General features: G+C 65.0%; 22 protein-coding genes. 15 read left to right on the top strand and 7 right to left on the bottom strand.

The features are described 5' to 3' along the window. Positions 1 to 83: 83 nt before the first annotated feature. Positions 84 to 371, top strand: coding sequence for a SelT/SelW/SelH family protein (locus VQ045_RS02695; protein ID WP_331829099.1), 288 nt, complete (start codon positions 84 to 86; stop codon positions 369 to 371). Here the strand turns inward: VQ045_RS02695 and VQ045_RS02690 are convergent, their stop codons facing one another. Both VQ045_RS02690 and VQ045_RS02685 read right to left on the bottom strand, forming a co-directional pair. Further along, a complete protein-coding gene (locus VQ045_RS02690; protein ID WP_331829070.1) occupies positions 372 to 737 on the bottom strand; it encodes a DUF427 domain-containing protein in 366 nt (121 codons plus the stop codon). Between the two features lie 138 nt (positions 738 to 875). Then, on the bottom strand, positions 876 to 1,310 hold the full coding sequence (locus tag VQ045_RS02685; RefSeq protein WP_327645220.1) for a glyoxalase superfamily protein: 435 nt from the start codon (positions 1,308 to 1,310) through the stop codon (positions 876 to 878). A gap of 261 nt (positions 1,311 to 1,571) precedes the next feature. On the opposite strand from VQ045_RS02685, the gene betB reads away from it, so the two are divergent. From betB to lpdA, 8 genes are all read left to right on the top strand, one after another. Continuing rightward, positions 1,572 to 3,035, top strand: a complete 1,464-nt coding sequence (betB, locus tag VQ045_RS02680) for a betaine-aldehyde dehydrogenase (RefSeq protein WP_331829069.1) — start codon at positions 1,572 to 1,574, stop codon at positions 3,033 to 3,035. A gap of 108 nt (positions 3,036 to 3,143) precedes the next feature. Further along, positions 3,144 to 3,710 carry a sigma-70 family RNA polymerase sigma factor gene (locus VQ045_RS02675; RefSeq protein ID WP_331829068.1) on the top strand — a complete coding sequence of 189 codons (567 nt, stop codon included), beginning with the start codon at positions 3,144 to 3,146 and terminating at the stop codon, positions 3,708 to 3,710. Further along, complete coding sequence (locus VQ045_RS02670; protein ID WP_331829067.1) at positions 3,707 to 4,432, top strand: anti-sigma factor; 726 nt, start codon at positions 3,707 to 3,709, stop codon at positions 4,430 to 4,432. The genes VQ045_RS02675 and VQ045_RS02670 overlap by 4 nt, the downstream gene beginning before the upstream one ends. 51 nt (positions 4,433 to 4,483) lie before the next feature. Beyond that, positions 4,484 to 4,642, top strand: a complete 159-nt coding sequence (locus tag VQ045_RS02665) for a hypothetical protein (RefSeq protein ID WP_327645224.1) — start codon at positions 4,484 to 4,486, stop codon at positions 4,640 to 4,642. Positions 4,643 to 4,743: 101 nt separating this feature from the next. After that, complete coding sequence (locus tag VQ045_RS02660; RefSeq protein WP_331829066.1) at positions 4,744 to 5,976, top strand: 3-methyl-2-oxobutanoate dehydrogenase (2-methylpropanoyl-transferring) subunit alpha; 1,233 nt, start codon at positions 4,744 to 4,746, stop codon at positions 5,974 to 5,976. Between the two features lie 229 nt (positions 5,977 to 6,205). After that, positions 6,206 to 7,219: an alpha-ketoacid dehydrogenase subunit beta gene (locus VQ045_RS02655; protein ID WP_331829065.1), complete on the top strand. Its 1,014-nt coding sequence runs from the start codon at positions 6,206 to 6,208 to the stop codon at positions 7,217 to 7,219. Positions 7,220 to 7,221: 2 nt separating this feature from the next. After that, the gene (locus VQ045_RS02650) at positions 7,222 to 8,565 is read left to right on the top strand and encodes a dihydrolipoamide acetyltransferase family protein (RefSeq protein ID WP_331829064.1); all 1,344 of its coding nucleotides are present in this window, start codon (positions 7,222 to 7,224) and stop codon (positions 8,563 to 8,565) included. A 2-nt stretch (positions 8,566 to 8,567) separates the two neighbouring features. Further along, positions 8,568 to 9,965 carry a dihydrolipoyl dehydrogenase gene (lpdA, locus tag VQ045_RS02645; RefSeq protein ID WP_331829063.1) on the top strand — a complete coding sequence of 466 codons (1,398 nt, stop codon included), beginning with the start codon at positions 8,568 to 8,570 and terminating at the stop codon, positions 9,963 to 9,965. Between the two features lie 447 nt (positions 9,966 to 10,412). On the opposite strand, the gene VQ045_RS02640 is transcribed toward lpdA, so the two are convergent. Further along, on the bottom strand, positions 10,413 to 10,886 hold the full coding sequence (locus VQ045_RS02640; protein ID WP_327624349.1) for a hypothetical protein: 474 nt from the start codon (positions 10,884 to 10,886) through the stop codon (positions 10,413 to 10,415). A 169-nt stretch (positions 10,887 to 11,055) separates the two neighbouring features. On the opposite strand from VQ045_RS02640, the gene murA reads away from it, so the two are divergent. The 4 genes from murA to yacG all read left to right on the top strand — a co-directional run bounded on the left by murA (position 11,056) and on the right by yacG (position 13,675). Next, complete coding sequence (gene murA / locus VQ045_RS02635; RefSeq protein ID WP_331829062.1) at positions 11,056 to 12,345, top strand: UDP-N-acetylglucosamine 1-carboxyvinyltransferase; 1,290 nt, start codon at positions 11,056 to 11,058, stop codon at positions 12,343 to 12,345. 249 nt (positions 12,346 to 12,594) lie between these two features. Then, positions 12,595 to 12,813 carry a translation initiation factor IF-1 gene (gene infA / locus VQ045_RS02630; RefSeq protein ID WP_024349579.1) on the top strand — a complete coding sequence of 73 codons (219 nt, stop codon included), beginning with the start codon at positions 12,595 to 12,597 and terminating at the stop codon, positions 12,811 to 12,813. A gap of 20 nt (positions 12,814 to 12,833) precedes the next feature. Next, entirely contained in the window at positions 12,834 to 13,475 is a 642-nt protein-coding gene (locus VQ045_RS02625; RefSeq protein WP_327624347.1) for a Maf-like protein, read from the top strand. Beyond that, positions 13,472 to 13,675, top strand: coding sequence for a DNA gyrase inhibitor YacG (yacG, locus tag VQ045_RS02620; protein ID WP_327645235.1), 204 nt, complete (start codon positions 13,472 to 13,474; stop codon positions 13,673 to 13,675). The genes VQ045_RS02625 and yacG overlap by 4 nt, the downstream gene beginning before the upstream one ends. On the opposite strand, the gene VQ045_RS02615 is transcribed toward yacG, so the two are convergent. Then, the gene (locus VQ045_RS02615; RefSeq protein WP_331829100.1) at positions 13,620 to 13,892 is read right to left on the bottom strand and encodes a hypothetical protein; all 273 of its coding nucleotides are present in this window, start codon (positions 13,890 to 13,892) and stop codon (positions 13,620 to 13,622) included. The genes yacG and VQ045_RS02615 overlap by 56 nt on opposite strands. A gap of 236 nt (positions 13,893 to 14,128) precedes the next feature. Here VQ045_RS02615 and mbfA point away from each other — a divergent pair, with 236 nt between their 5' ends. Then, entirely contained in the window at positions 14,129 to 15,112 is a 984-nt protein-coding gene (mbfA, locus tag VQ045_RS02610; protein ID WP_331829061.1) for an iron exporter MbfA, read from the top strand. A gap of 11 nt (positions 15,113 to 15,123) precedes the next feature. Here the strand turns inward: mbfA and VQ045_RS02605 are convergent, their stop codons facing one another. Both VQ045_RS02605 and VQ045_RS02600 read right to left on the bottom strand, forming a co-directional pair. Continuing rightward, on the bottom strand, positions 15,124 to 15,888 hold the full coding sequence (locus tag VQ045_RS02605; RefSeq protein ID WP_331829060.1) for a transglutaminase-like cysteine peptidase: 765 nt from the start codon (positions 15,886 to 15,888) through the stop codon (positions 15,124 to 15,126). 140 nt (positions 15,889 to 16,028) lie between these two features. Then, on the bottom strand, positions 16,029 to 16,835 hold the full coding sequence (locus tag VQ045_RS02600; RefSeq protein WP_331829059.1) for an alpha/beta hydrolase: 807 nt from the start codon (positions 16,833 to 16,835) through the stop codon (positions 16,029 to 16,031). Between the two features lie 325 nt (positions 16,836 to 17,160). Here VQ045_RS02600 and infC point away from each other — a divergent pair, with 325 nt between their 5' ends. Next, on the top strand, positions 17,161 to 17,700 hold the full coding sequence (infC, locus tag VQ045_RS02595; RefSeq protein ID WP_327624404.1) for a translation initiation factor IF-3: 540 nt from the start codon (positions 17,161 to 17,163) through the stop codon (positions 17,698 to 17,700). A gap of 138 nt (positions 17,701 to 17,838) precedes the next feature. On the opposite strand, the gene VQ045_RS02590 is transcribed toward infC, so the two are convergent. After that, positions 17,839 to 18,774, bottom strand: coding sequence for a hypothetical protein (locus VQ045_RS02590; protein ID WP_331829058.1), 936 nt, complete (start codon positions 18,772 to 18,774; stop codon positions 17,839 to 17,841). Positions 18,775 to 18,957 lie beyond the last annotated feature (183 nt).

The following is an 18,957-nucleotide window of genomic DNA, read 5'->3' as shown; positions in this document are numbered from 1 at the left end:
AAGCTAAAGTGTGGACCGGTCGGTACCAAAGGGGCGTTAACATGCGGTGGTCCATTGCCGGGCGTGAGGGAATCCAGGAAGCGATGAGCGAGAAGAACACCGCCCCGCGAATAACCATCACCTATTGCACGCAATGCCAATGGCTGCTCCGCGCCGCCTGGATGGCGCAGGAGCTTCTGTCGACCTTCGGGTCAGACCTTGGTGAGGTGGCCTTGGTTCCGGGCACGGGCGGCGTCTTCGAAATCCGCTACGACGGCGCGACGATCTGGGAGCGCAAGGCCGACGGCGGGTTTCCCGAGGCGAAAATCCTCAAGCAGCGCGTGCGAGACCGGCTCGACCCGGCGCGCGACCTCGGCCACAACGATCGCTGATCACGCGGCGTCGATGGTCACGAAGCGCTTGTCGAACGCCAGATGGCCGGCGATCTCTCTGACGCCATCATGCGGATTGTCGTAGGCCCAGACTGCGTTCTCGGCGGCCGTGCCCTCGGCCGAGATCGACCAGTAGCGCGCCTCGCCCTTGAACGGACAAGTCGTACTGCGGTCGGTCGGATGCAGGAACGCCATCTCCACCCGGTCCCACGGAATATAGTGGACGGGGTCGTAGCCGGATTCGTTCAACACCAATGCGTTGTCGGCCGAGGCGATGACAGCGCCGTGGAAGGTGACGGTCACCGGCCCCGTGGCCGGCTCGATGCTGATGCGCTCTCTGGTTCGTTCGGCGAGGTCGGCGGTCATGGTCATGTCCCTTCGCGAAAGATCGATCCATAAAGGAAGCCGGATGGCGATCCCCGGTTCCGCCGCTGCGGCGAACGGTCCGTTGTAAGGCGGCGACGCCGGGCGGAAAGGCCGCCCGGCGTATGGCTTGAGATGCGCTCAGAGCGCCAGTTCGAGATGCGGCCGTCCGTCGGAGGTTTTCTCCACGGTCGCGCCCTTGGCGTCGATCGTGACGGTCACCCGTCGCCGGAACGACGAGAAACTCTCGAAGGCGACGACATCGACGGGCGCGTCGAACTGGATAGTCGCCCGAAAACGGCCGCTCTTCGAGAGCCGCTGCAAGGCGATCAACTCGCCGGTGAAGCTCCTGCCGAGATAACGTCCCTCCACCGGCGCTCCGATGAGGAGATCGGCAACAGTCCGGCTGCGCTCGGCCGAGGCGTGCAGCGTGTTCCAGTCGCGAAACCCGTGCTGGCGGGCGACGAGTTCCAGCGTGGCGCTGTGGGTGAGGCTATGGCCGTCCTGCTCGAGGCCGGCCCTCAGGCGCTTGGCCTGGGCCTTGAAGTCGTTGACGGATGTGGTCATGCCGGTCATCTGCGTACCTTTCGCGGTTTCGCATGCGGCGTCGAAGGTTCGGTGCTCGCGATTGCCGTCCGGCCGCATGTCATCGCTGATGGCGTCACGGATGATCGATAAGGGAATTCACCAAAGGCTTTCGCCCGCGAGCGGCGGGCTCCCTCGGCCCGGAGCCTCAAATAAGCGGGCCGGCCAGCGCCTTCAATATCGGCTTGTTCCGGTGGCCGAACCGGGTCCGCCCCGCTAGAACCCGTTCAACGAACGAAGAGGACACAGCCCATGCGCGCCCAGCCAACCGCTTCCCACTATATCGACGGCGGCTATGCCGAGGACGAGGCCGGCGCGGTCTTCGACAGCACCTATTCCGCCACCGGCGAGACCATCGCCCGGCTTCATGCCGCAACGCCTGCGCTGATCGAGCGGGCGGTGGAGGCCGCCGAGCGGGGGCAGGCGGTTTGGGCGGCGATGACCGGCGCCGAGCGCGGCCGCATCCTGCGTCGGGCGGCCGGCATCATGCGCGAGCGCAACCGCGAGCTTTCCGAACTGGAGACCCTCGACACCGGCAAGGCGCTCTCCGAGACCCTGGTGGCGGACGCCGCCTCCGGCGCCGACAGCCTCGAATATTTCGGCGCGCTCGCCGCCGACATCAACGGCGAATACATCGATCTCGGCGGCTCCTTCGCCTATACGCGGCGCGAACCGCTGGGCATCTGCGCCGGCATCGGCGCCTGGAACTACCCGATCCAGATCGCCTCCTGGAAGGCCGCCCCGGCGCTTGCCTGCGGCAACGCGATGATCTTCAAGCCGTCGGAGGTAACGCCACTCTCGGCCCTGAAGCTCGCCGAGATCCTGACCGCGGCGGGCGTGCCGGCCGGCGTCTTCAACGTCGTGCAAGGGTTGGGCGACGTCGGCGCGGCGCTCGCAAGCCACAAGAAAATCGCCAAGGTCTCGGTCACCGGCTCGGTGCCGACCGGCGCTCGGGTGATGGAAGCCGCCTCCGCGACGACCAAGCATGTGACGCTCGAACTCGGCGGCAAATCGCCGATCCTGGTCTTCGCCGACGCCGATCTCAACGCTGCGGTGTCCGGCGCGATCCTCGGCAATTTCTATTCGACCGGTCAGATCTGCTCCAACGGTACCCGGGTCTTCGTCGAGCGCTCCGTGCGGCCGGCCTTTGTCGAAAAGCTGGTCGAGCGCGTGAAGGCGATCAAGCTCGGCGATCCGATGAAGGAGGATACCGATCTCGGACCGCTGGTCTCCAGGGCCCAGTTCGACAAGGTACTCTCCTATCTGGAGATCGGTCGGCAAGAGGGCGCGACGCTTGCCTGCGGCGGTCACGCGGCCACGGTCGAGGGCTTTGCCGACGGCAGCTTCGTCGAGCCGACTGTCTTCACCGATGTTGCCGACGCCATGCGCATCGCCGGCGAGGAGATCTTCGGGCCGGTGATGTGCGTTCTCGACTTCGACGACGAGGCCGAGGCGATCCGGCGCGCCAACGCCACGGAATTTGGCCTGGCTGCCGGCGTCTACACCAAGGACATCCAGCGCGGACATCGGGTGGTGGCGAAGCTCCAGGCCGGCACCTGCTGGATCAACGCCTACAATCTGACGCCGGTGGAAATGCCCTTCGGCGGCGTCAAACGCTCCGGCCTTGGCCGCGAGAATGGGCGGGCGGCACTGGAGCATTACAGCCAGGTGAAGTCGGTATATGTCGAAATGGGCGTCACCGAGTCGCCGTACTGACGGGCGACCCGTCTGCCGGAATGTCGCACCCGCGGCGCGTTGACAATGCGGCGGCGACGTTGTTCCGCTGTGTCGCATGATCGGCGAGCGAACGGATAGTCGGGCGAGATGACCACGGTGAGCGCGGACGAGGGCCGGGCCTTTCTCGTGGACAGGCTGCGCGCCGTCGCCGATGGCGACAAGGCGGCCTTGCGCGAGGTCTACGATCGCACCTCGGCGAAGCTTTTCGGTATATGCTTGCGTATCTTGGGCAATCGCGAAGAGGCCGAGGATGTGTTGCAGGACGTTTATCTGACCGTATGGAATCGGGCGGACAGCTTCGACCTAGGTCGGGCGAGCCCGATCACCTGGATGGCGACGATTGCCCGCAACCGGTCCATCGACCGGCTGCGCCAGATCGGCCCGCGCGCCTATGACAAATCGGTCGACGAGGCGGTGGACGTCGCGGACAAAAATCCGGATGCGCTGGAATTGCTGCATCGCGCCGACGAAGGCCGCCAACTCGCCGCCTGTCTCGGCGAACTCGACGAGCGGACGCGGGACGCGGTCGCCGCGGCGTTTTTCGGTGGCTTGACCTATGACGAACTCGCCCGGCGGGCCGAGGTGCCGCTCGGAACGATGAAAAGCGTGATCCGGCGCGGCCTGCTGAAATTGAAAGGATGCCTGTCGCAATGAGCGCGCCGCGCGATCAGGAACAGGACGACGCGGATCTGGCCGCCGAGTATGTGCTCGGCGTGCTGGACGGTTCGACGCGCCGGTCGGTCGAGCGCCGCGCCGCGAAAGATCCGGCCTTCGCCGCCGAGATCGACGCCTGGGCCGAGCGCCTCGGGCCGTTGGCCGCTGCCGTTCCGCCCGTGGAGCCGCTGGTTGGAGTTTGGCCGCGAATCGCCGCCGATCTCGACCGCATCACCCGCCGGCCGGCGGAGCGTTCCGGGCCAAAGGGCCGCCGGGTTTCCGCGATCTGGCAATGGCTCGGCATCGGCGCGATGGGGCTCGCGGCGGCGAGCCTCGCCGCTTTGATCTTTGTCGCGGGGCAAGACCTCGGCGCGCCAGTCGCTACGGACGGAACCCTGACGGCGACGCTCGCCTCCGATACCGGCACGCCGCTGGTCACGGTGGTGATCGACATGAACACCGCGACGGCGACGTTGATTCCGGTCGCCGGTGCCACCGAACCCGGCCGCGTGCCGGAATTGTGGCTGCTGCCGGCCGGCGGTGGGGCACCACAATCGCTCGGGCTGATCACCATGGAACGGCCGCTGCGGGTGGTGCTCAAGGGCGGCGAACTCGACGCTCCGGAGACCGCGCTGGCGGTCTCGATGGAGCCGGAAGGCGGCTCGCCAACCGGCCTTCCGACCGGGCCGGTCGTCGCGTCGGGCGCGTTGCATTCGATCTGACCATCCGCGTCCGGTAGCGCCAGCGTGCCGGATGCACTACTGGCTCTGGCGATGAGCAAGCTGTTTTCTCTCCTGTTCGTGATTCTGATGGGGGCCCACCTGATCAAGCCCTTCGGCCTGCCGGGGCTGAAAAAGCGTGGCGACTTCTGGAAAATCGCGGCCGTCGCACTGGTGCTGTTCAGCCTCGCGGTGCTGATCCGGCCTGAATAACCGCGACGGCGGCCTGCATGGCTTTCCTCCCGATCCAATCCCGTTAGATTGTATCGTGGGGCGCGGCCTTTGATTCTTCGGCCGCGACGGGAGATGCGCTCATGGCCGACGACCGACCGCTCAGTCTGCATGTGCCGGAACCGGAGGTTCGGCCGGGTGGAACGCCGGACTTTTCCGGCGTCAAGATCGCCAAGGCCGGCGCGGTTCGGCGTCCGCCGGTCGATGTCGACCCGGCCGAAATCCGCGACCTCGCCTATTCGATCATCCGTGTGCTCAACCGCGACGGCGAAGCCATCGGCGAATGGGCCGGCACCCTCGATGATGAAGCGGTTCTCTCCGGCCTCAAGACGATGATGCGGGTACGCGCCTTCGACCGCCGCATGTTGATGGCCCAGCGTCAGGGCAAGACCTCGTTCTACATGCAGTGCCTTGGCGAGGAGGCGATCGCCTGCGCCTTTCGCGAGGCGCTCGGCCCCGGCGACATGAACTTCCCCACCTACCGCCAGCAGGGGCTGTTGATCGCCGACGATTATCCGCTCGTCGACATGATGTGCCAGATCTATTCCAACCGCCGCGACCCGCTGAAGGGCCGGCAATTGCCGATCATGTATTCGTCGAAGCAGCACGGCTTCTTCTCCATCTCGGGCAATCTGGCGACGCAGTTCGTGCAGGCCGTCGGCTGGGCGATGGCCTCGGCGATCAAGGGCGACACCAAGATCGCCGCCGCCTGGATCGGCGACGGCTCGACCGCCGAGAGCGACTTTCATTCGGCGCTGGTTTTCGCGTCGACCTACAAGGCCCCCGTCGTTCTCAATATCGTCAACAATCAGTGGGCGATCTCGACCTATCAGGGCATCGCGCGGGGCGGCTCCGGCACCTTCGCAGCCCGTGGCCTCGGCTTCGGCATTCCCTCACTTCGGGTCGACGGCAATGACTATCTCGCCGTCCACGCGGCCTCGAAATGGGCGGTGGAGCGCGCGCGAAGAAATCTCGGGCCGACGTTGATCGAATGGGTGACCTATCGCGCCGCCGCCCATTCGACATCCGACGATCCCTCGGCATACCGCCCGAAGGAAGAAACCGACGCCTGGCCGCTCGGCGATCCGGTCAAGCGGCTGAAGAACCATCTGATTGCCCGCGAGGCCTGGAGCGAAGAGCGGCACGTCCAGGCCGAGGCCGAGATCGACGCGGAAATCCTCGCCGCCCAGAAGGAAGCCGAGACCCACGGTACGCTGCATACCGGCCCGAAGCCGTCGGTCCGCGACATGTTCGAGGACGTCTACGAGACGATGCCGCCACATCTTCGGCGCCAGCGCCAGCAGGCGGGGTATTGAGGATGGAAACCTTGCAGAATTGGACGCCGCACTTCCAACCTCGTCATCCCGGCCTTGAGCCGGGATCCACTCCAAGTCGTCCAACGCGGCAAAATCGTTGGATCGGAGATTGTTTTTCCTCCACCGTCCCGGCGGCTGCCGTGGCTTGGCATGGATCCCGGCTCGGGGGCCGGGATGACGAAGCCGATATGGATGGCGCCTCGCATCGCACAACGCGGAGTCTCGCCTGATGCCGCGCATGACCATGATCGAGGCGATCCGCGACGCTCACGCGGTGAAGATGGAAGAAGACCCCAGCGTCGTCGTCTATGGCGAGGATGTCGGCTATTTCGGTGGCGTGTTTCGCTGTACGGCGGGGTTGCAGGAGCGTTTCGGCAAGAACCGCTGCTTCGACGCCCCGATCAACGAAAGCGGCATCGTCGGCACCGCCATCGGCATGGCCGCCTACGGGCTTCGTCCGGTCGTCGAGATGCAGTTCGCCGATTACGTCTATCCCGCCTACGACCAGATCGTTTCGGAGGCGGCGCGGCTGCGCTATCGCTCGGCCAACGACTTCACCGCTCCGCTCGTCGTCAGAATGCCGACCGGCGGCGGCATCTTCGGCGGCCAGACCCATTCGCAGTCGCCGGAAGCCCTGTTCACCCACGTCTCCGGCCTGAAGACCGTCGTTCCTTCCAACCCCTATGACGCCAAGGGTTTGTTGATCGCAGCGATCGAGGACAACGATCCGGTGATCTTCCTGGAGCCGAAGCGGCTCTACAACGGTCCCTTCGACGGCCATCACGACAGGCCGATCACGCCCTGGTCGAAGCACCCGCTGGGCGAGGTTCCGGAGGGCCGCTACATCGTGCCGCTCGGCCAGGGTGTCGTCCGTCGTGAGGGCGCCGCCGTCACGGTTCTCGCCTACGGCACCATGGTGCATGTCGCCGAAGAGGCAGCGCGGATGACCAAAGTGGACGCCGAGATCATCGATCTTCGAACTCTCGTGCCGCTCGATCTGGAACTGATCGAGGCCTCGGTGAAGAAGACCGGCCGTTGCGTCGTCGTCCACGAGGCGACCATGACCTCGGGCTTCGGCGCCGAGCTTTGCGCGCTGGTCGAGGAGGCCTGCTTTTATCACCTCGAAGCCCCGATCCTGCGCGTCGCTGGGTGGGATACGCCTTATCCGCACGCCCAGGAATGGGACTATTTCCCCGGTCCGGCCCGGGTCGGCGGTGCCCTCAAACTGGTGATGGAGGGCTGACGGTGGGCACCTACACGATCAAGCTGCCGGATGTCGGCGAGGGCGTCGCCGAGGCCGAACTGGTCGAATGGCATGTCAAAATCGGCGACCCGGTCCAGGAGGACATGATCCTCGCCGCGGTGATGACCGACAAGGCGACGGTCGATGTGCCCTCGCCGGTGGAAGGCACGGTCAAATGGCTCGGCGGCGAGGTCGGCGATACGCTCGCCGTCGGCTCGGCGCTGGTCAAGCTGGAGGTCGCGGGCGAGGGCGGGACCAACGAACCTGACAAGAACCCGGACGATATCGCTGAGAAGACCGGCGACGAGCCGCAAGCGCCGCCAAAGACCGGTGCGTCGGACGCGGACGACGGCAAGGCGGCAAAACAAAACGATGGCCGACCCGCTGAAAAGGCGGCTGCGCGCCCAACGAAAAGTCCTGGAGCGGGGGACGCAGGCGGCCCAGTCCGCAAGCCCGGCGAGAAGCCGCTGGCCTCGCCCGCAGTGCGGCGCCGCGCCATGGAGGCGGGCGTCGATCTGCGCCGCGTTGCCGGTTCGGGCCCCGCCGGGCGCATCTCGCAGACCGATCTCGACGGCTATCTCGAAGGCGGTGCTGCGCCATCGGCGGGGCGCGGGCTGGTCGCCGACACCGCGGTCACCGACGTCAGGATCGTCGGGCTGCGGCGCAAGATCGCCGAGAAGATGGCGCTGGCGAAAAGCCGCATCGCCCATATCACCTATGTTGAGGAGATCGACGTCGAGGCGCTGGAGGAGTTGCGCGCCGCCCTCAACCGCGACCGTCATGAGGGTCAAGCGGAGGAGCGCCCGAAACTGACGCTTTTGCCCTTCCTGATGCGGGCCATGGTGATCGCCATCCGGGACCAGCCGGCGCTGAACGCGCTCTATGACGACGAGGCGGGCATTCTCCACCAGCATGGCGGCGTGCATATCGGCATTGCCGCGCAGACCGATTCCGGCCTCGTCGTGCCAGTCGTGCGCCATGCCGAGGCCCGTGACATCTGGGGCTGCGCCGCGGAAGTGGTGCGGCTTGGCGAGGCGGCGAAGGCCGGCACGGCCAAGCGCGAGGAACTGTCCGGCTCGACCATCACCATCACCTCGCTCGGCGCGCTCGGCGGCATCGCGACGACGCCGGTGATCAATCATCCGGAGGTCGCCATCGTCGGGGTCAACAAGATGGAAATACGCCCGGTCTGGGACGGTAGCCGGTTTATTCCCCGCAAACGGATGAACCTGTCGTCGAGTTTCGACCACCGGGTGATCGACGGCTGGGACGCCGCCCGCTTCATCCAGCGCGTCAAGGCGCTGTTGGAGAACCCGGCGATGATCTTCGTCGAGGAGGGGCGCTGACCATGGCCGACATCTCCTGCCAACTCCTTGTCATCGGAGCCGGTCCGGGCGGCTATGTCGCCGCGATCCGCGCCGGACAGCTCGGCCTCGACACCGTCATCGTCGATGACCGCAAGCCGGGCGGCACCTGCCTCAACATCGGCTGCATCCCGTCGAAGGCGCTGATCCACGCGGCGGACGAATTTTTCGCGATGCGCGAGGCCGCCGCGAAGCGCGGCATTCCCGGCATTTCGGCGTCCGAGCCGGACCTCGACTGGGCGGAGGTGGTCGGCTGGAAGGACGGCATCGTCAACCGATTGACCAATGGCGTCACCGGCCTCCTCAAGAAGGCGCGGGTCAAGCTCGTTCCAGGCCGCGCCCGCTTTCTCGACGGCAAGACGGTCGAGGTGACCAGCGAGACCAGTGTTCAGCGCATCGCCGCCGACAACATCATCATCGCCACCGGATCGGTTCCCGTCGAACTGCCGATGCTGCCCTTCGGCGGCAAGGTGATGTCCTCGGAAGAAGCGCTGAGTCTTGCCGCGCCACCCAAACGACTCGCCGTCGTCGGCGGCGGTTATATCGGCCTCGAACTCGGCACCGCCTTCGCCAAGGCCGGATCGACGGTGACGATCGTCGAGGCGACGGACCGCATCCTGCCGACCTACGACGCCGATCTGGTGCGGCCGGTTCGGGCGCGGCTCGACGCTCTCGGCGTCGACATCCTGACCGGCGCCAAGGCGAAGGGGCTTGCCGGCGAGGATGGCGACCTTCTGGTCGAACTGGCCGACGGCTCGGAGCGCCGGATCGGCGCCGACAGCGTCCTCGTCACCGTCGGCCGCAAGCCGCTGACCGAGGGCTGGGGCCGCGAGGAACTGGTTCTGGAAATGGACGGGCCATTCCTCAAGATCGACGAGACCTGCCGCACGGCGATGCGCGGCGTCTACGCGATCGGCGACGTCGCCGGCGAGCCGATGCTCGCTCACAAGGCGATGGCCGAGGGCGAGATGGTGGCCGAGATCGTCGCCGGCGAACGGCGCCGCTGGGACAAGCACGCCATTCCGGCGATCTGCTTCACCGATCCCGAAATCGTCACCGTCGGCCTGTCGCCCGAACAGGCGAAGGCGTTGGGCACTGAGATCAAGATCGGCAGCTTCCCCTTCCAGGCGAACGGCCGGGCGATGACGCTCGACCGCGACGACGGCTTCGTGCGGATCGTCGCGCGCGCCGACAATCATCTCGTGCTTGGCATCCAGGCGGTGGGGGTCGGCATTTCCGAGCTATCGGCGGCATTTTCGCTGGCGCTGGAAATGGGGGCCTGCCTGGAGGATGTCGCCGGCACCATCCACGCCCATCCGACGCAAGGGGAAGGGTTCCAGGAGGCCGCCTTCAAGGCGCTCGGTCACGCGATTCATATCTGAGGCGGCGTGACCGACACCCGCTTGCGGCATTTCGGAAGTCGAACGCATGAAAGGAGGTGCGAGACTGGCGCCCCTTGCAATCAGGCGGTCACCCCTGTGTTGCTAAAGGGATCCACACACCGGAGGAATTGCGGCAAAGGATCGCTGACAAGTCATCCTTCCGGTTGCCGCGAGCAACGGTTTCCAGAGTTTCGCGACACCACCGGCGATCCTGCGCGCGGTAGGTCCGCACGACCGTAATCGTTCCTTGGGCCCCGCTACGCGATTTCCAGCTTCGGCTTGTACCGGAGGGTTGCCGTTCTAAAAGTTGCTGCCGCGCTTGCCCGGCGATGGATTGGTCCGCCGCTGTCAGCGCCATGACGGCTGAGCGATTTGCGCCTGCCGTCGTGCAGCCGGCAATCAACAGCGCTGTCGCCAGGCTGATTGCTGCCTTTGACGCGCGAATTGTCACTGCCATCCAGACTTCAGCCCCTGCCGTTCTTCCGAGGCCGAGACGCTCGTCATCCCTTCGGATTTTACTGCCGTCTCCAAGGACCGCAACGCTGACCGCGCGGCGGCGATTCGGGAGGCCTGGGTCTGACCGGGACTTGCACTCAGAAAGGCCGCTCGTTCGGTCGCGACCTTCCCCGCGTGATCATCGTCATCGTCATCGTCGCTGGCATCTGAGTGGGAGGCGGAATTATCGTCCGAGTCGTCATTGGAGTCGCTGTCGGAATCATTGCCAGAGTCGCTATCGGAATCGCCCGAATCGCTGTCGCTTCCCGAATCGCCGGAGTCGCTATCGGAGCCGCCAGAGTCGCCGCCGTCGCCTCCCTCTTCGCTCCATGCGGGTTGCGGTGTGAGCGCCGGGAGAATGAATGCGCTTCCGGCCAGCAGGCATGAAAGCATGAAAAGCATCGGATTGACGCGTTTGGCGCTCACGAAAAACTCCTCCCCGATGAGATTATCGAAAAACTACTGTTGGACCTGAAAGTGCCGCCACAAATCTTAACAATGTCCTAACAGGCCCGGCAGGGTCATTTGAATCGGCGGTCCCTCTCGTGTACAGACGCGCCCTGCGGGGGACGCACACAGGCTGGACAAAGACTTTATGGATCGCATTCGCATTCGCGGCGGCAACGAGCTCAGCGGCACAATACCGATTTCCGGCGCGAAAAACGCCGCGCTGCCGCTGATGATCGCCTCGCTTCTGACCGACGACACGCTGACGCTCGAAAACGTCCCGCATCTGGCCGATGTCGAGCAGCTGATCCGCATTCTCGGCAATCACGGTGTCGATTATTCGGTGACCGGCAAGCGCCTGCGGCAGGACGCCAGCCTTGGTCGTACGATCCACTTCACCGCCCGCAACATCGTCGATACCACGGCGCCCTACGAGCTGGTGTCGAAGATGCGCGCCAGCTTCTGGGTGATCGGGCCGCTGCTCGCCCGCATGCACAAGGCCAAGGTGTCGCTGCCGGGCGGCTGCGCCATCGGCACGCGGCCGGTCGATTTGTTCATCGACGGCTTGCGCGCGCTCGGCGCGACCATCGACATCGAGGCCGGCTATGCCATCGCCGAGGCCAAGGGCGGCCTTGTCGGCAATCGCTTCGTGTTTCCCAAGGTCTCGGTCGGCGCCACTCATGTCATGCTGATGGCGGCCAGTCTCGCCAAGGGCGAGACGGTTCTGGAAAACGCCGCGCGTGAGCCCGAAATCGCCGATCTCGCCCGTTGTCTCAACGCCATGGGCGCCAAGATCGAGGGCGCCGGAACGTCGACGATCACCATCCAGGGCGTGCCGATCCTGTCCGGCGCCCGCCACCGGGTGCTGCCCGACCGCATCGAGACCGGCACCTTCGCCATGGCCGTGGCGATGACCGGCGGCGACGTGACCTTGACCGGGACCAATGTGGAATTGCTGCAGACGGCGCTGGGGACCCTGCGTGGCGCCGGCGTCACGATCGATGCGGTCGAGGACGGCATCCGTGTTTATCGCAATGGCGGCGGGATTGCGCCCGTCGATGTCGTGACCGACCCCTATCCGGGTTTTCCGACCGATCTGCAAGCGCAGCTGATGGCGTTGGTGACGCGTGCCGAAGGCACCTCGCATATCACCGAAACGATCTTCGAGAACCGCTTCATGCACGTTCAGGAACTCGCCCGGCTCGGCGCGAAGATTTCCCTGTCCGGTCAGGTAGCGACGATCGAGGGTGTGCCGCGTCTGGCCGGGGCGCCGGTGATGGCGACGGATCTGCGGGCATCGGTCTCGCTGGTCATCGCCGGCCTTGTCGCCGAGGGCGAGACGACGGTCAATCGCGTCTATCATCTCGATCGCGGTTTCGAGCGGCTTGAGGAAAAGCTCGGCGCTTGCGGTGCCGACATCGAGCGCATTTCCGGCTGACGCTGCGGCGGGGACTCGATCCGGCCGCCAAAACGGCGTAGGAGAAGAGCCGCGCGACCGTCATCCGGATCGCCGCCCACCGACGGAACGGTACCGGCGCCGCCAAATCGTGGCGGCATATTGCTTTTTCGGCGGTTTGCCCCGATTTATGGCGCGAATTTCCAATTCGTCGCCGCCCGATCGGGGCGGCTTTCCTTCGCCGCGAAGCTTCCGCTTCCCGCTCCGACATCGCTCAAGGCTCTACACCATATGGCAAAAGAAGAAGTTCTCGAATTTCCCGGTACGGTCACCGAGTTGCTGCCCAACGCCACCTTCCGTATCAAGCTGGAAAACGAGCATGAGATCATCGCCCACACGGCGGGTCGGATGCGCAAGAACCGCATTCGCGTCCTGACCGGCGATAAGGTGCTCGTCGAGATGACGCCTTACGACCTGACCAAGGGTCGCATCACCTATCGTTTCAAATAGCCTGACGAGCGGACGACTTGATGTCAGCGCGCCCCCTCCTGGTGCTCGCCTCGGGTTCGCCCCGGCGGCTCGAACTTCTCAATCAGGCCGGGATCGAGCCGGATCGCCTGCTGCCGGCCGATCTGGACGAGACCCCTCAGCGCAACGAGCATCCCCGCTCGCTGGCCAAGCGCTTGTCGAAGGCGAAGGCCGAAGTCGCAGCCAAGGCGCTGCGCGAGCTCGACATCGACGGCCCATCCTACATCGTCGCTGCGGACACGGTGGTCTCCGTGGGGCGTCAGATCATGCCGAAGGGCGAACTCGTCGATGACGCCGTCGCTAATCTGCGGACGCTCTCCGGGCGAACCCATCGCGTCTATACCGGCGTCTGCCTGATCGGCCCGCGGGGAGCGCTGCGCCAGCGCCTGATCGAGACCCGGGTCCGCTTCAAGCGGCTGTCGCGCCAGGACATCGACAGTTACATCGCGTCCGGCGAGTGGCGAGGCAAGGCCGGCAGCTATGCCATCCAGGGGCTTGCCGGCAGCTTTGTTGTCCGGCTTGTCGGCTCCTATACCAACGTCGTCGGCCTGCCGCTCTATGAAACGCTGGCATTGCTGGCGGGTGAGGGTTACGACATCCATGCACGGTGGAAGGCCGCCACGGTCGCGACGGAGGACGCATGAGCCCCGGTCCGGCCACGGTCACGCCGCTCCGGCCCAAGCGGCGTTGTCCAGAATGCGGCCGTGCCGCGGGGCGCGAAAACTACCCGTTCTGTTCGGCGCGCTGCAAAACCGTCGACCTGCATCGTTGGCTGAGCGGAAGCTACGTCATTCCGGCGACGGAGGAAGAGCCCTCGGATCCGCAGGCAGGAGACGCCGACTAGAGCCGACCTGGTCTTGCGCGACGGGCATCGATGAATCCGTTTTGGATCGGGGTGTTTGCGCGTCCGGCGACGGCGTCTCGGTCAGCTTTGTCCCACTCAATTCCATGACATAGCGCTGTACCGGGCCTGTCGAGCGCGAACGCAGACGGGCGATCCCGAGCGCCTTGAGTGCGGCTTCTACCTCTTCGGCGAGCTGCCGGTCGTCGTCGATAGGCATGGGTCATCCTTCTACCGACACGGCCGATCGATGTATCGGGCCTGCCGATGAATCGGGCGTGTCTTTCAAGTGTTTATATTTTCGTAATCATGATGAATGTCGGCTGAACACTACCTGGCGGCCTCGCCGCGGGTGCGGCGCCAAGGCGGATCGGGATGCCTGACACCGGTCTCGCGCGGCTTGCGAACGAGAGAACCAATCAATAGATTGGAATCATTCTAAAGAAAGAATTGCCGATGTTGAGCCGTATGACCGCGTTCACCCGCCGAACGATCGACGACCTGTCGGAAGCCGAGATTCTTGCACTCGCCATCGGAGCGGAAGAGGAGGATGGCCGGATCTATGGTGCCTTCGCCGACGGCTTGCGCGAGAACTATCCGGCGTCGGCCAAGATTTTCGAGGCGATGGCGGAGGAGGAGGATGGCCATCGCCGGCGTTTGATCGAGTTGTTCCGCGAGAAATTCGGCGAACGAATCCCGCTGGTGCGCCGCTCCGATATTCGCGGCTTCTATCAACGCAAGCCCGATTGGCTGGTTCGCCCGCTCGGGATCGAGCGGGCGCGTCAGGCGGCCGCTGACATGGAACGGCAGGCGGCGACCTTCTATCGGGAGGCGGCAAAGCGCAGTCAGGACGCGGGCGTTCGGCAATTGCTCGGCGATCTCGCCGCCGCCGAAGCACAGCATGAGCGAACCGCCCAGACGCTTGTCGATGAGACGATCACCGAAGGCGTTCGGTCGGAGGAGGCCGAGACCGAGCGGCGGGCGTTCATTCTCACCTATGTCCAGCCGGGTCTTGCCGGGTTGATGGACGGGTCCGTCTCGACGCTCGCACCGATCTTCGCCGCCGCCTTCGCCACCCACGACAGCCACCAGACGCTGCTGATCGGGCTTGCCGCATCAATCGGTGCCGGCATCTCCATGGGCTTTACCGAGGCGGCCAGCGACGATGGCGTGCTGTCGGGACGCGGCTCTCCCATGCGCCGCGGCATCGCTTCCGGCGTGATGACCGCGCTGGGCGGTCTCGGCCATGCCTTGCCTTATCTGATTTCGGACTTTTGGACCGCGACGGCGATCGCCTTCGTCGTCGTCTTCTTCGAACTGTGGGCAATTGCCTTCATTCAGAACCGCTATATGGACACGCCCTTTCTGCGGGCGGCGCTACAGGTGGTCCTGGGCGGAGCGCTGGTCTTCGCGGCCGGCGTTCTCATTGGCAATGCCTGACGCCCTCGGGGTCATTTCTCGACGGCGCTGACGATTACGTCCCCGCCGTGCCCAATGTCGATCCAGCGGCCGGGATCGGCGCTGCTTTGTCGTTTGAGATATTTGTAGGGCGTGTCCGCCCAGGCCAGGATACGCCATTCGAGATTGTCGAGGATGAAGTCGCCCTGCGTCGTTCGCAACGTCAGCACCGCGTGGCCTTCGCCGTCCGGCCTGAGGACGACCGTGATCAACAGGTTGGCGAGATCGATGCCTTTCTGTGAGAGCACACGGCGTTTTAAGAGGACGAAATCCTCGCAGTCGCCCTCGACGGCCGGATAGGCCCAGCGCTCCTCGACACCGTAGATATCCAAGTCGGAACGGGCTTTGATGCGGGCGTTGATGGTCGTGTTCACGGCAGCCACCGACAGGATGAGGGGACGGCTCAGCTTCAGTGGAGCTGCGGTGATCCCTGCGGCGGGCGGCTCGCACTCGCGCGAATATTCCTGACAGAAGAGCAGATGGCCGATCGGTTGTGTGGTGGGATTGCCGAGGCCCATGAAGGCGCCACGCGGCTCCGAGCGCGCCGAAGTGGCAGTGACCGACAGACAAAGCAGTACCGTGGCGCCAAATGCGCGAAAGGCCCCCATTTCGTACTCCCCTTTGTACGAAAAATGCGTAGATGGCTCATGGTTGAAGCAATCGTGAAAACTGTCAACACATTCAGAGGGTTGCAGAAGCTTCAATGACCAGCCCCACTCAAGGCTCATCGTCGATAGCGAGAGTTTACCCGCGGCCAACGGCCGGAATCGCGCGCCAGTGCAGCCAACTAAGTCGAGGGAATGAAAGGGAATTATCGCGGCGGGCCGCGGCGTAAGTGACAAAAATATGACATCGACCCCCCATCAGTCGTCGCGGAGGATTGGAGCGGAACCTTTGGTCAGCTGCCGTCGCGCGCCGCGGTTACCAGATCGAGGGCGGCGCGCTCGATGAGTTCGAGATCCTGCGGCCGCGACAGACGATGGTCGCCGTCACGGATCAGGGTCACGATGACGCCCTCCGACGGCAGATGCGTCACCAGTTCGAGCGCGTGCGCGAACGGCACGTCCTGATCCGCCATGCCCTGGATGATCGTCACCGGACATCGGGTCTCGATCAGACCCTCCATGACCAAATTCGCGGCGCCGTCCTCGAACAGCTTCCGGGTATAGATGTTCGGCTCCGGCGAGTAGTCGGAGGGTTCGGCGATGAAGCCGTCGCGCTCAAGGGCCGCGCGTTGGTCGTCGCGCAACTTCGGTTCCATCAGCCGATGGGTGAAGTCCGGTGCCGGCGCCAGCAGCAAAAGCCCGGCGACCTTGGCTGGCTTTCCGGCCGCCAGCGCCATCTGGACGAGACGCAGCGCGATCCAGGCCCCCATCGATGAGCCGATGAGGATCGCCGGACCGTCGACCGCGGCGTCGATGACCGCGGCGGCCTCCTCGGTCCAGCGGCCGATCGTGCCGTCCTCGAACCGCCCGCCGGACTCGCCATGGCCGGAATAATCCAGCCGGCAAAAGGCGAGCGCCTGTTTTTCGGCCAGTTGCGCCAGGTGCTCGGCCTTGGTTCCGTGCATGTCGGACCGGTAGCCACCGAGCCAGACGAGCGCCGGCGCGTCACCCGCCTGGGTGCGAAAGGCGATCGTGCGGGCGCTCGACCCGGAGCCGACGGTGATGGTGCGCGGCTGTTCCGCCTTGGTCTCTGACTGCATGATCGTCGCGGTCCTTTCGTTGCCGGATTGATGGGCGGTACTGGCGAAACCGGTTGGCAGGTTCCATGTTCGATGGTGTCGGGCAGTGACCGTCCGTGCGCTAATGACGCGAAGAACGAGCTGGCGAAAGGGTCGCCATGACCGTCATGGCAGCTTTTTATCGCGGTGGGCGTGCCATTCGCCGATGTCGATGCTATAGAGGACGCCGCTGATTGGGCGCGTGATGAAACTTTGACGTTCGGTTTTCCCATAAGGCAGGGGAATCCGGCAGCCGTTGGCGTTTTCATGGCCCACCCGGGATCGTCAATAACAGGAGAGAACGACCATTCGCAGACCATTTCGTGCACCGCCGACCCAGAAAGAGGGGCCGCGCTCCAACAAGGAGATTCGCGTTCCGCAGGTTCAGTTGATCGATACCGAGGGGACGAACCTCGGGCCTGTGGCGACGCAGGACGCTTTGACGATGGCCGAGGACGCGGGGTTGGATCTCGTCGAGATCGTGCCGACCGCCAATCCGCCGGTCTGCAAGATTCTCGACCTGGGCAAGCTGAAATACGAGAGCCAGAAGAAGGCCGCTGAGACGCGACGGCGCCAGAAGACCATCGAGGTCAAAGAGATCAAGATGCGGCCGAACATCGATGAACACGACTACGAGACCAAGATGAAGTCGGTCCGTCGCTTCTTCGACGAGGGCGACAAGGTCAAGGTCACGTTGCGGTTCCGTGGGCGTGAAATGGCCCATCAGGAACTCGGCATGCGGCTTCTGAACCGCGTTCGCGAGGAAACGGCTGAAATCTCGAAGGTCGAGGCCGAGCCGAAGCTTGAAGGCCGCCAGATGATGATGGTCTTGGCACCGCGAGGCTGAACGGCTCATCCGGGTCCGCGGTACACACCTTGCGGCGCGGGGAATGTAAAACCTTGCCGCCGCTCGCCTGACCGCCCGGGCGAAATCCCGGCCTGATCCTGTGGCGCCGAACGCTGGCGGCCTTTCGCTTAGGTGGGCCTATCGATTTGCCGCCGAGGCGCGCAGCGCATTCGTGTTGCCGTATGATGGTTCGCAATCCCCGATGATCGCCACGAGGGTTTCCTCGACGCCCTTGGCCAACGCGTTGAACCGTCTGCTTCCAGTCCCGCGCCCCACGGCGCGAAGCGTGACAGGCAGCGGAGCCGTGCATCGGACCCCTTTGAGGTCGACGGTCTCCACGTCGCTTTCCCCGTATACGATACGGCTGGCTGCCAGACGCAGGCGGTCATTGTCGTTGTTGACGGCCGCACGCAACGAGCCGCGGCACCCCAGCGGAGCAAAGAACCGGCGGGTGGTGACGATCTCCTCGGCGGCCGTGTTCACGGCCAAGGGCCTCAGGCCTGCCGACAATAAGACGACCCCGACGGACAGTTCGTCCCAGATCGACTCGATCGTCGCCCGGTCGGGCTGCTCGGTCGTGCCAAGGCCGTACGAGATCAGAAACGACCGTCGCAGATCCGGCGCCAGCCGGCGCAGAAGCGTCGCGATGGCCGCGTCGTATCGATCGCCGAGCGGGAGCGGAACCTGAACCGACAGAACCCAGAGACGGGAGGCCCGCCGATGAAGGACGATCCCCGCCCCGCCATGGGCGATGCCGTCGTCGCGCCGCCGGGACGAGGGCAGGCCGGTCTCCGGCAATTCGCTCATCCGAAAGATCGTGCCGACGGAAAGGTAATCGAGGCCCTGGGCATCCCATCGTGCGCCGACAATCCGGCGCAACGTTGGATTGCCGGCGGCGAATAATCGCCCGCTATCGACCGCGCCGGCGCCAACGCGCTCCAGCACAGCCGAGGCACTGGGAAAAAGTCGCTCCAGCGAAGTTAGAACCGCCGCCCAGTGACAGGGGCAAATCGAAGCAAGGGCCGTTTTTTCCCGGACATCGCCGAGTCGCCCCGGAAATTGAATGAGCGTCATTGCTCTCCATCCCTTGCCCCACCAGCATCTTTTCATCGAGTGTGTTGGATGGCAAGGGACCAATTCCGCGTTGTGGAAGTCGCCGGAAAGCGAGGAAGCGGGGGAGCGATCGGAGCCAGCGAGGGCCGCGGATTTTCGTCCCGCCGCCGTGGCCCGCGCGCGAGGGCTCTTGCGTCCGCTTGC

Origin of the sequence: Aurantimonas sp. E1-2-R+4 (assembly GCF_036549515.1) — a bacterium.
In the GTDB taxonomy this organism is placed as follows: domain Bacteria; phylum Pseudomonadota; class Alphaproteobacteria; order Rhizobiales; family Rhizobiaceae; genus Aurantimonas; species Aurantimonas coralicida_A.
The sequence above is the reverse complement of the archived record's forward strand: the minus strand, read 5'-3'. Positions and strand labels throughout refer to the sequence as shown.

Bases quoted from the DNA above. Each gene is read 5' to 3' on its own strand.
- lpdA (WP_331829063.1), top strand. From the start codon at position 8,568: ATGGCCGACATCTCCTGCCAACTCCTTGTCATCGGAGCCGGTCCGGGC.
- VQ045_RS02695 (WP_331829099.1), top strand. From the start codon at position 84: ATGAGCGAGAAGAACACCGCCCCGCGAATAACCATCACCTATTGCACG.
- VQ045_RS02670 (WP_331829067.1), top strand. From the start codon at position 3,707: ATGAGCGCGCCGCGCGATCAGGAACAGGACGACGCGGATCTGGCCGCC.
- VQ045_RS02675 (WP_331829068.1), top strand. From the start codon at position 3,144: ATGACCACGGTGAGCGCGGACGAGGGCCGGGCCTTTCTCGTGGACAGG.
- mbfA (WP_331829061.1), top strand. From the start codon at position 14,129: ATGTTGAGCCGTATGACCGCGTTCACCCGCCGAACGATCGACGACCTG.
- VQ045_RS02665 (WP_327645224.1), top strand. From the start codon at position 4,484: ATGAGCAAGCTGTTTTCTCTCCTGTTCGTGATTCTGATGGGGGCCCAC.
- betB (WP_331829069.1), top strand. From the start codon at position 1,572: ATGCGCGCCCAGCCAACCGCTTCCCACTATATCGACGGCGGCTATGCC.
- murA (WP_331829062.1), top strand. From the start codon at position 11,056: ATGGATCGCATTCGCATTCGCGGCGGCAACGAGCTCAGCGGCACAATA.
- VQ045_RS02615 (WP_331829100.1), bottom strand. From the start codon at position 13,892: ATGCCTATCGACGACGACCGGCAGCTCGCCGAAGAGGTAGAAGCCGCA.
- VQ045_RS02590 (WP_331829058.1), bottom strand. From the start codon at position 18,774: ATGACGCTCATTCAATTTCCGGGGCGACTCGGCGATGTCCGGGAAAAA.
- infA (WP_024349579.1), top strand. From the start codon at position 12,595: ATGGCAAAAGAAGAAGTTCTCGAATTTCCCGGTACGGTCACCGAGTTG.
- VQ045_RS02685 (WP_327645220.1), bottom strand. From the start codon at position 1,310: ATGACCGGCATGACCACATCCGTCAACGACTTCAAGGCCCAGGCCAAG.
- VQ045_RS02600 (WP_331829059.1), bottom strand. From the start codon at position 16,835: ATGCAGTCAGAGACCAAGGCGGAACAGCCGCGCACCATCACCGTCGGC.
- VQ045_RS02690 (WP_331829070.1), bottom strand. From the start codon at position 737: ATGACCGCCGACCTCGCCGAACGAACCAGAGAGCGCATCAGCATCGAG.
- VQ045_RS02660 (WP_331829066.1), top strand. From the start codon at position 4,744: ATGGCCGACGACCGACCGCTCAGTCTGCATGTGCCGGAACCGGAGGTT.
- yacG (WP_327645235.1), top strand. From the start codon at position 13,472: ATGAGCCCCGGTCCGGCCACGGTCACGCCGCTCCGGCCCAAGCGGCGT.
- VQ045_RS02655 (WP_331829065.1), top strand. From the start codon at position 6,206: ATGCCGCGCATGACCATGATCGAGGCGATCCGCGACGCTCACGCGGTG.
- VQ045_RS02625 (WP_327624347.1), top strand. From the start codon at position 12,834: ATGTCAGCGCGCCCCCTCCTGGTGCTCGCCTCGGGTTCGCCCCGGCGG.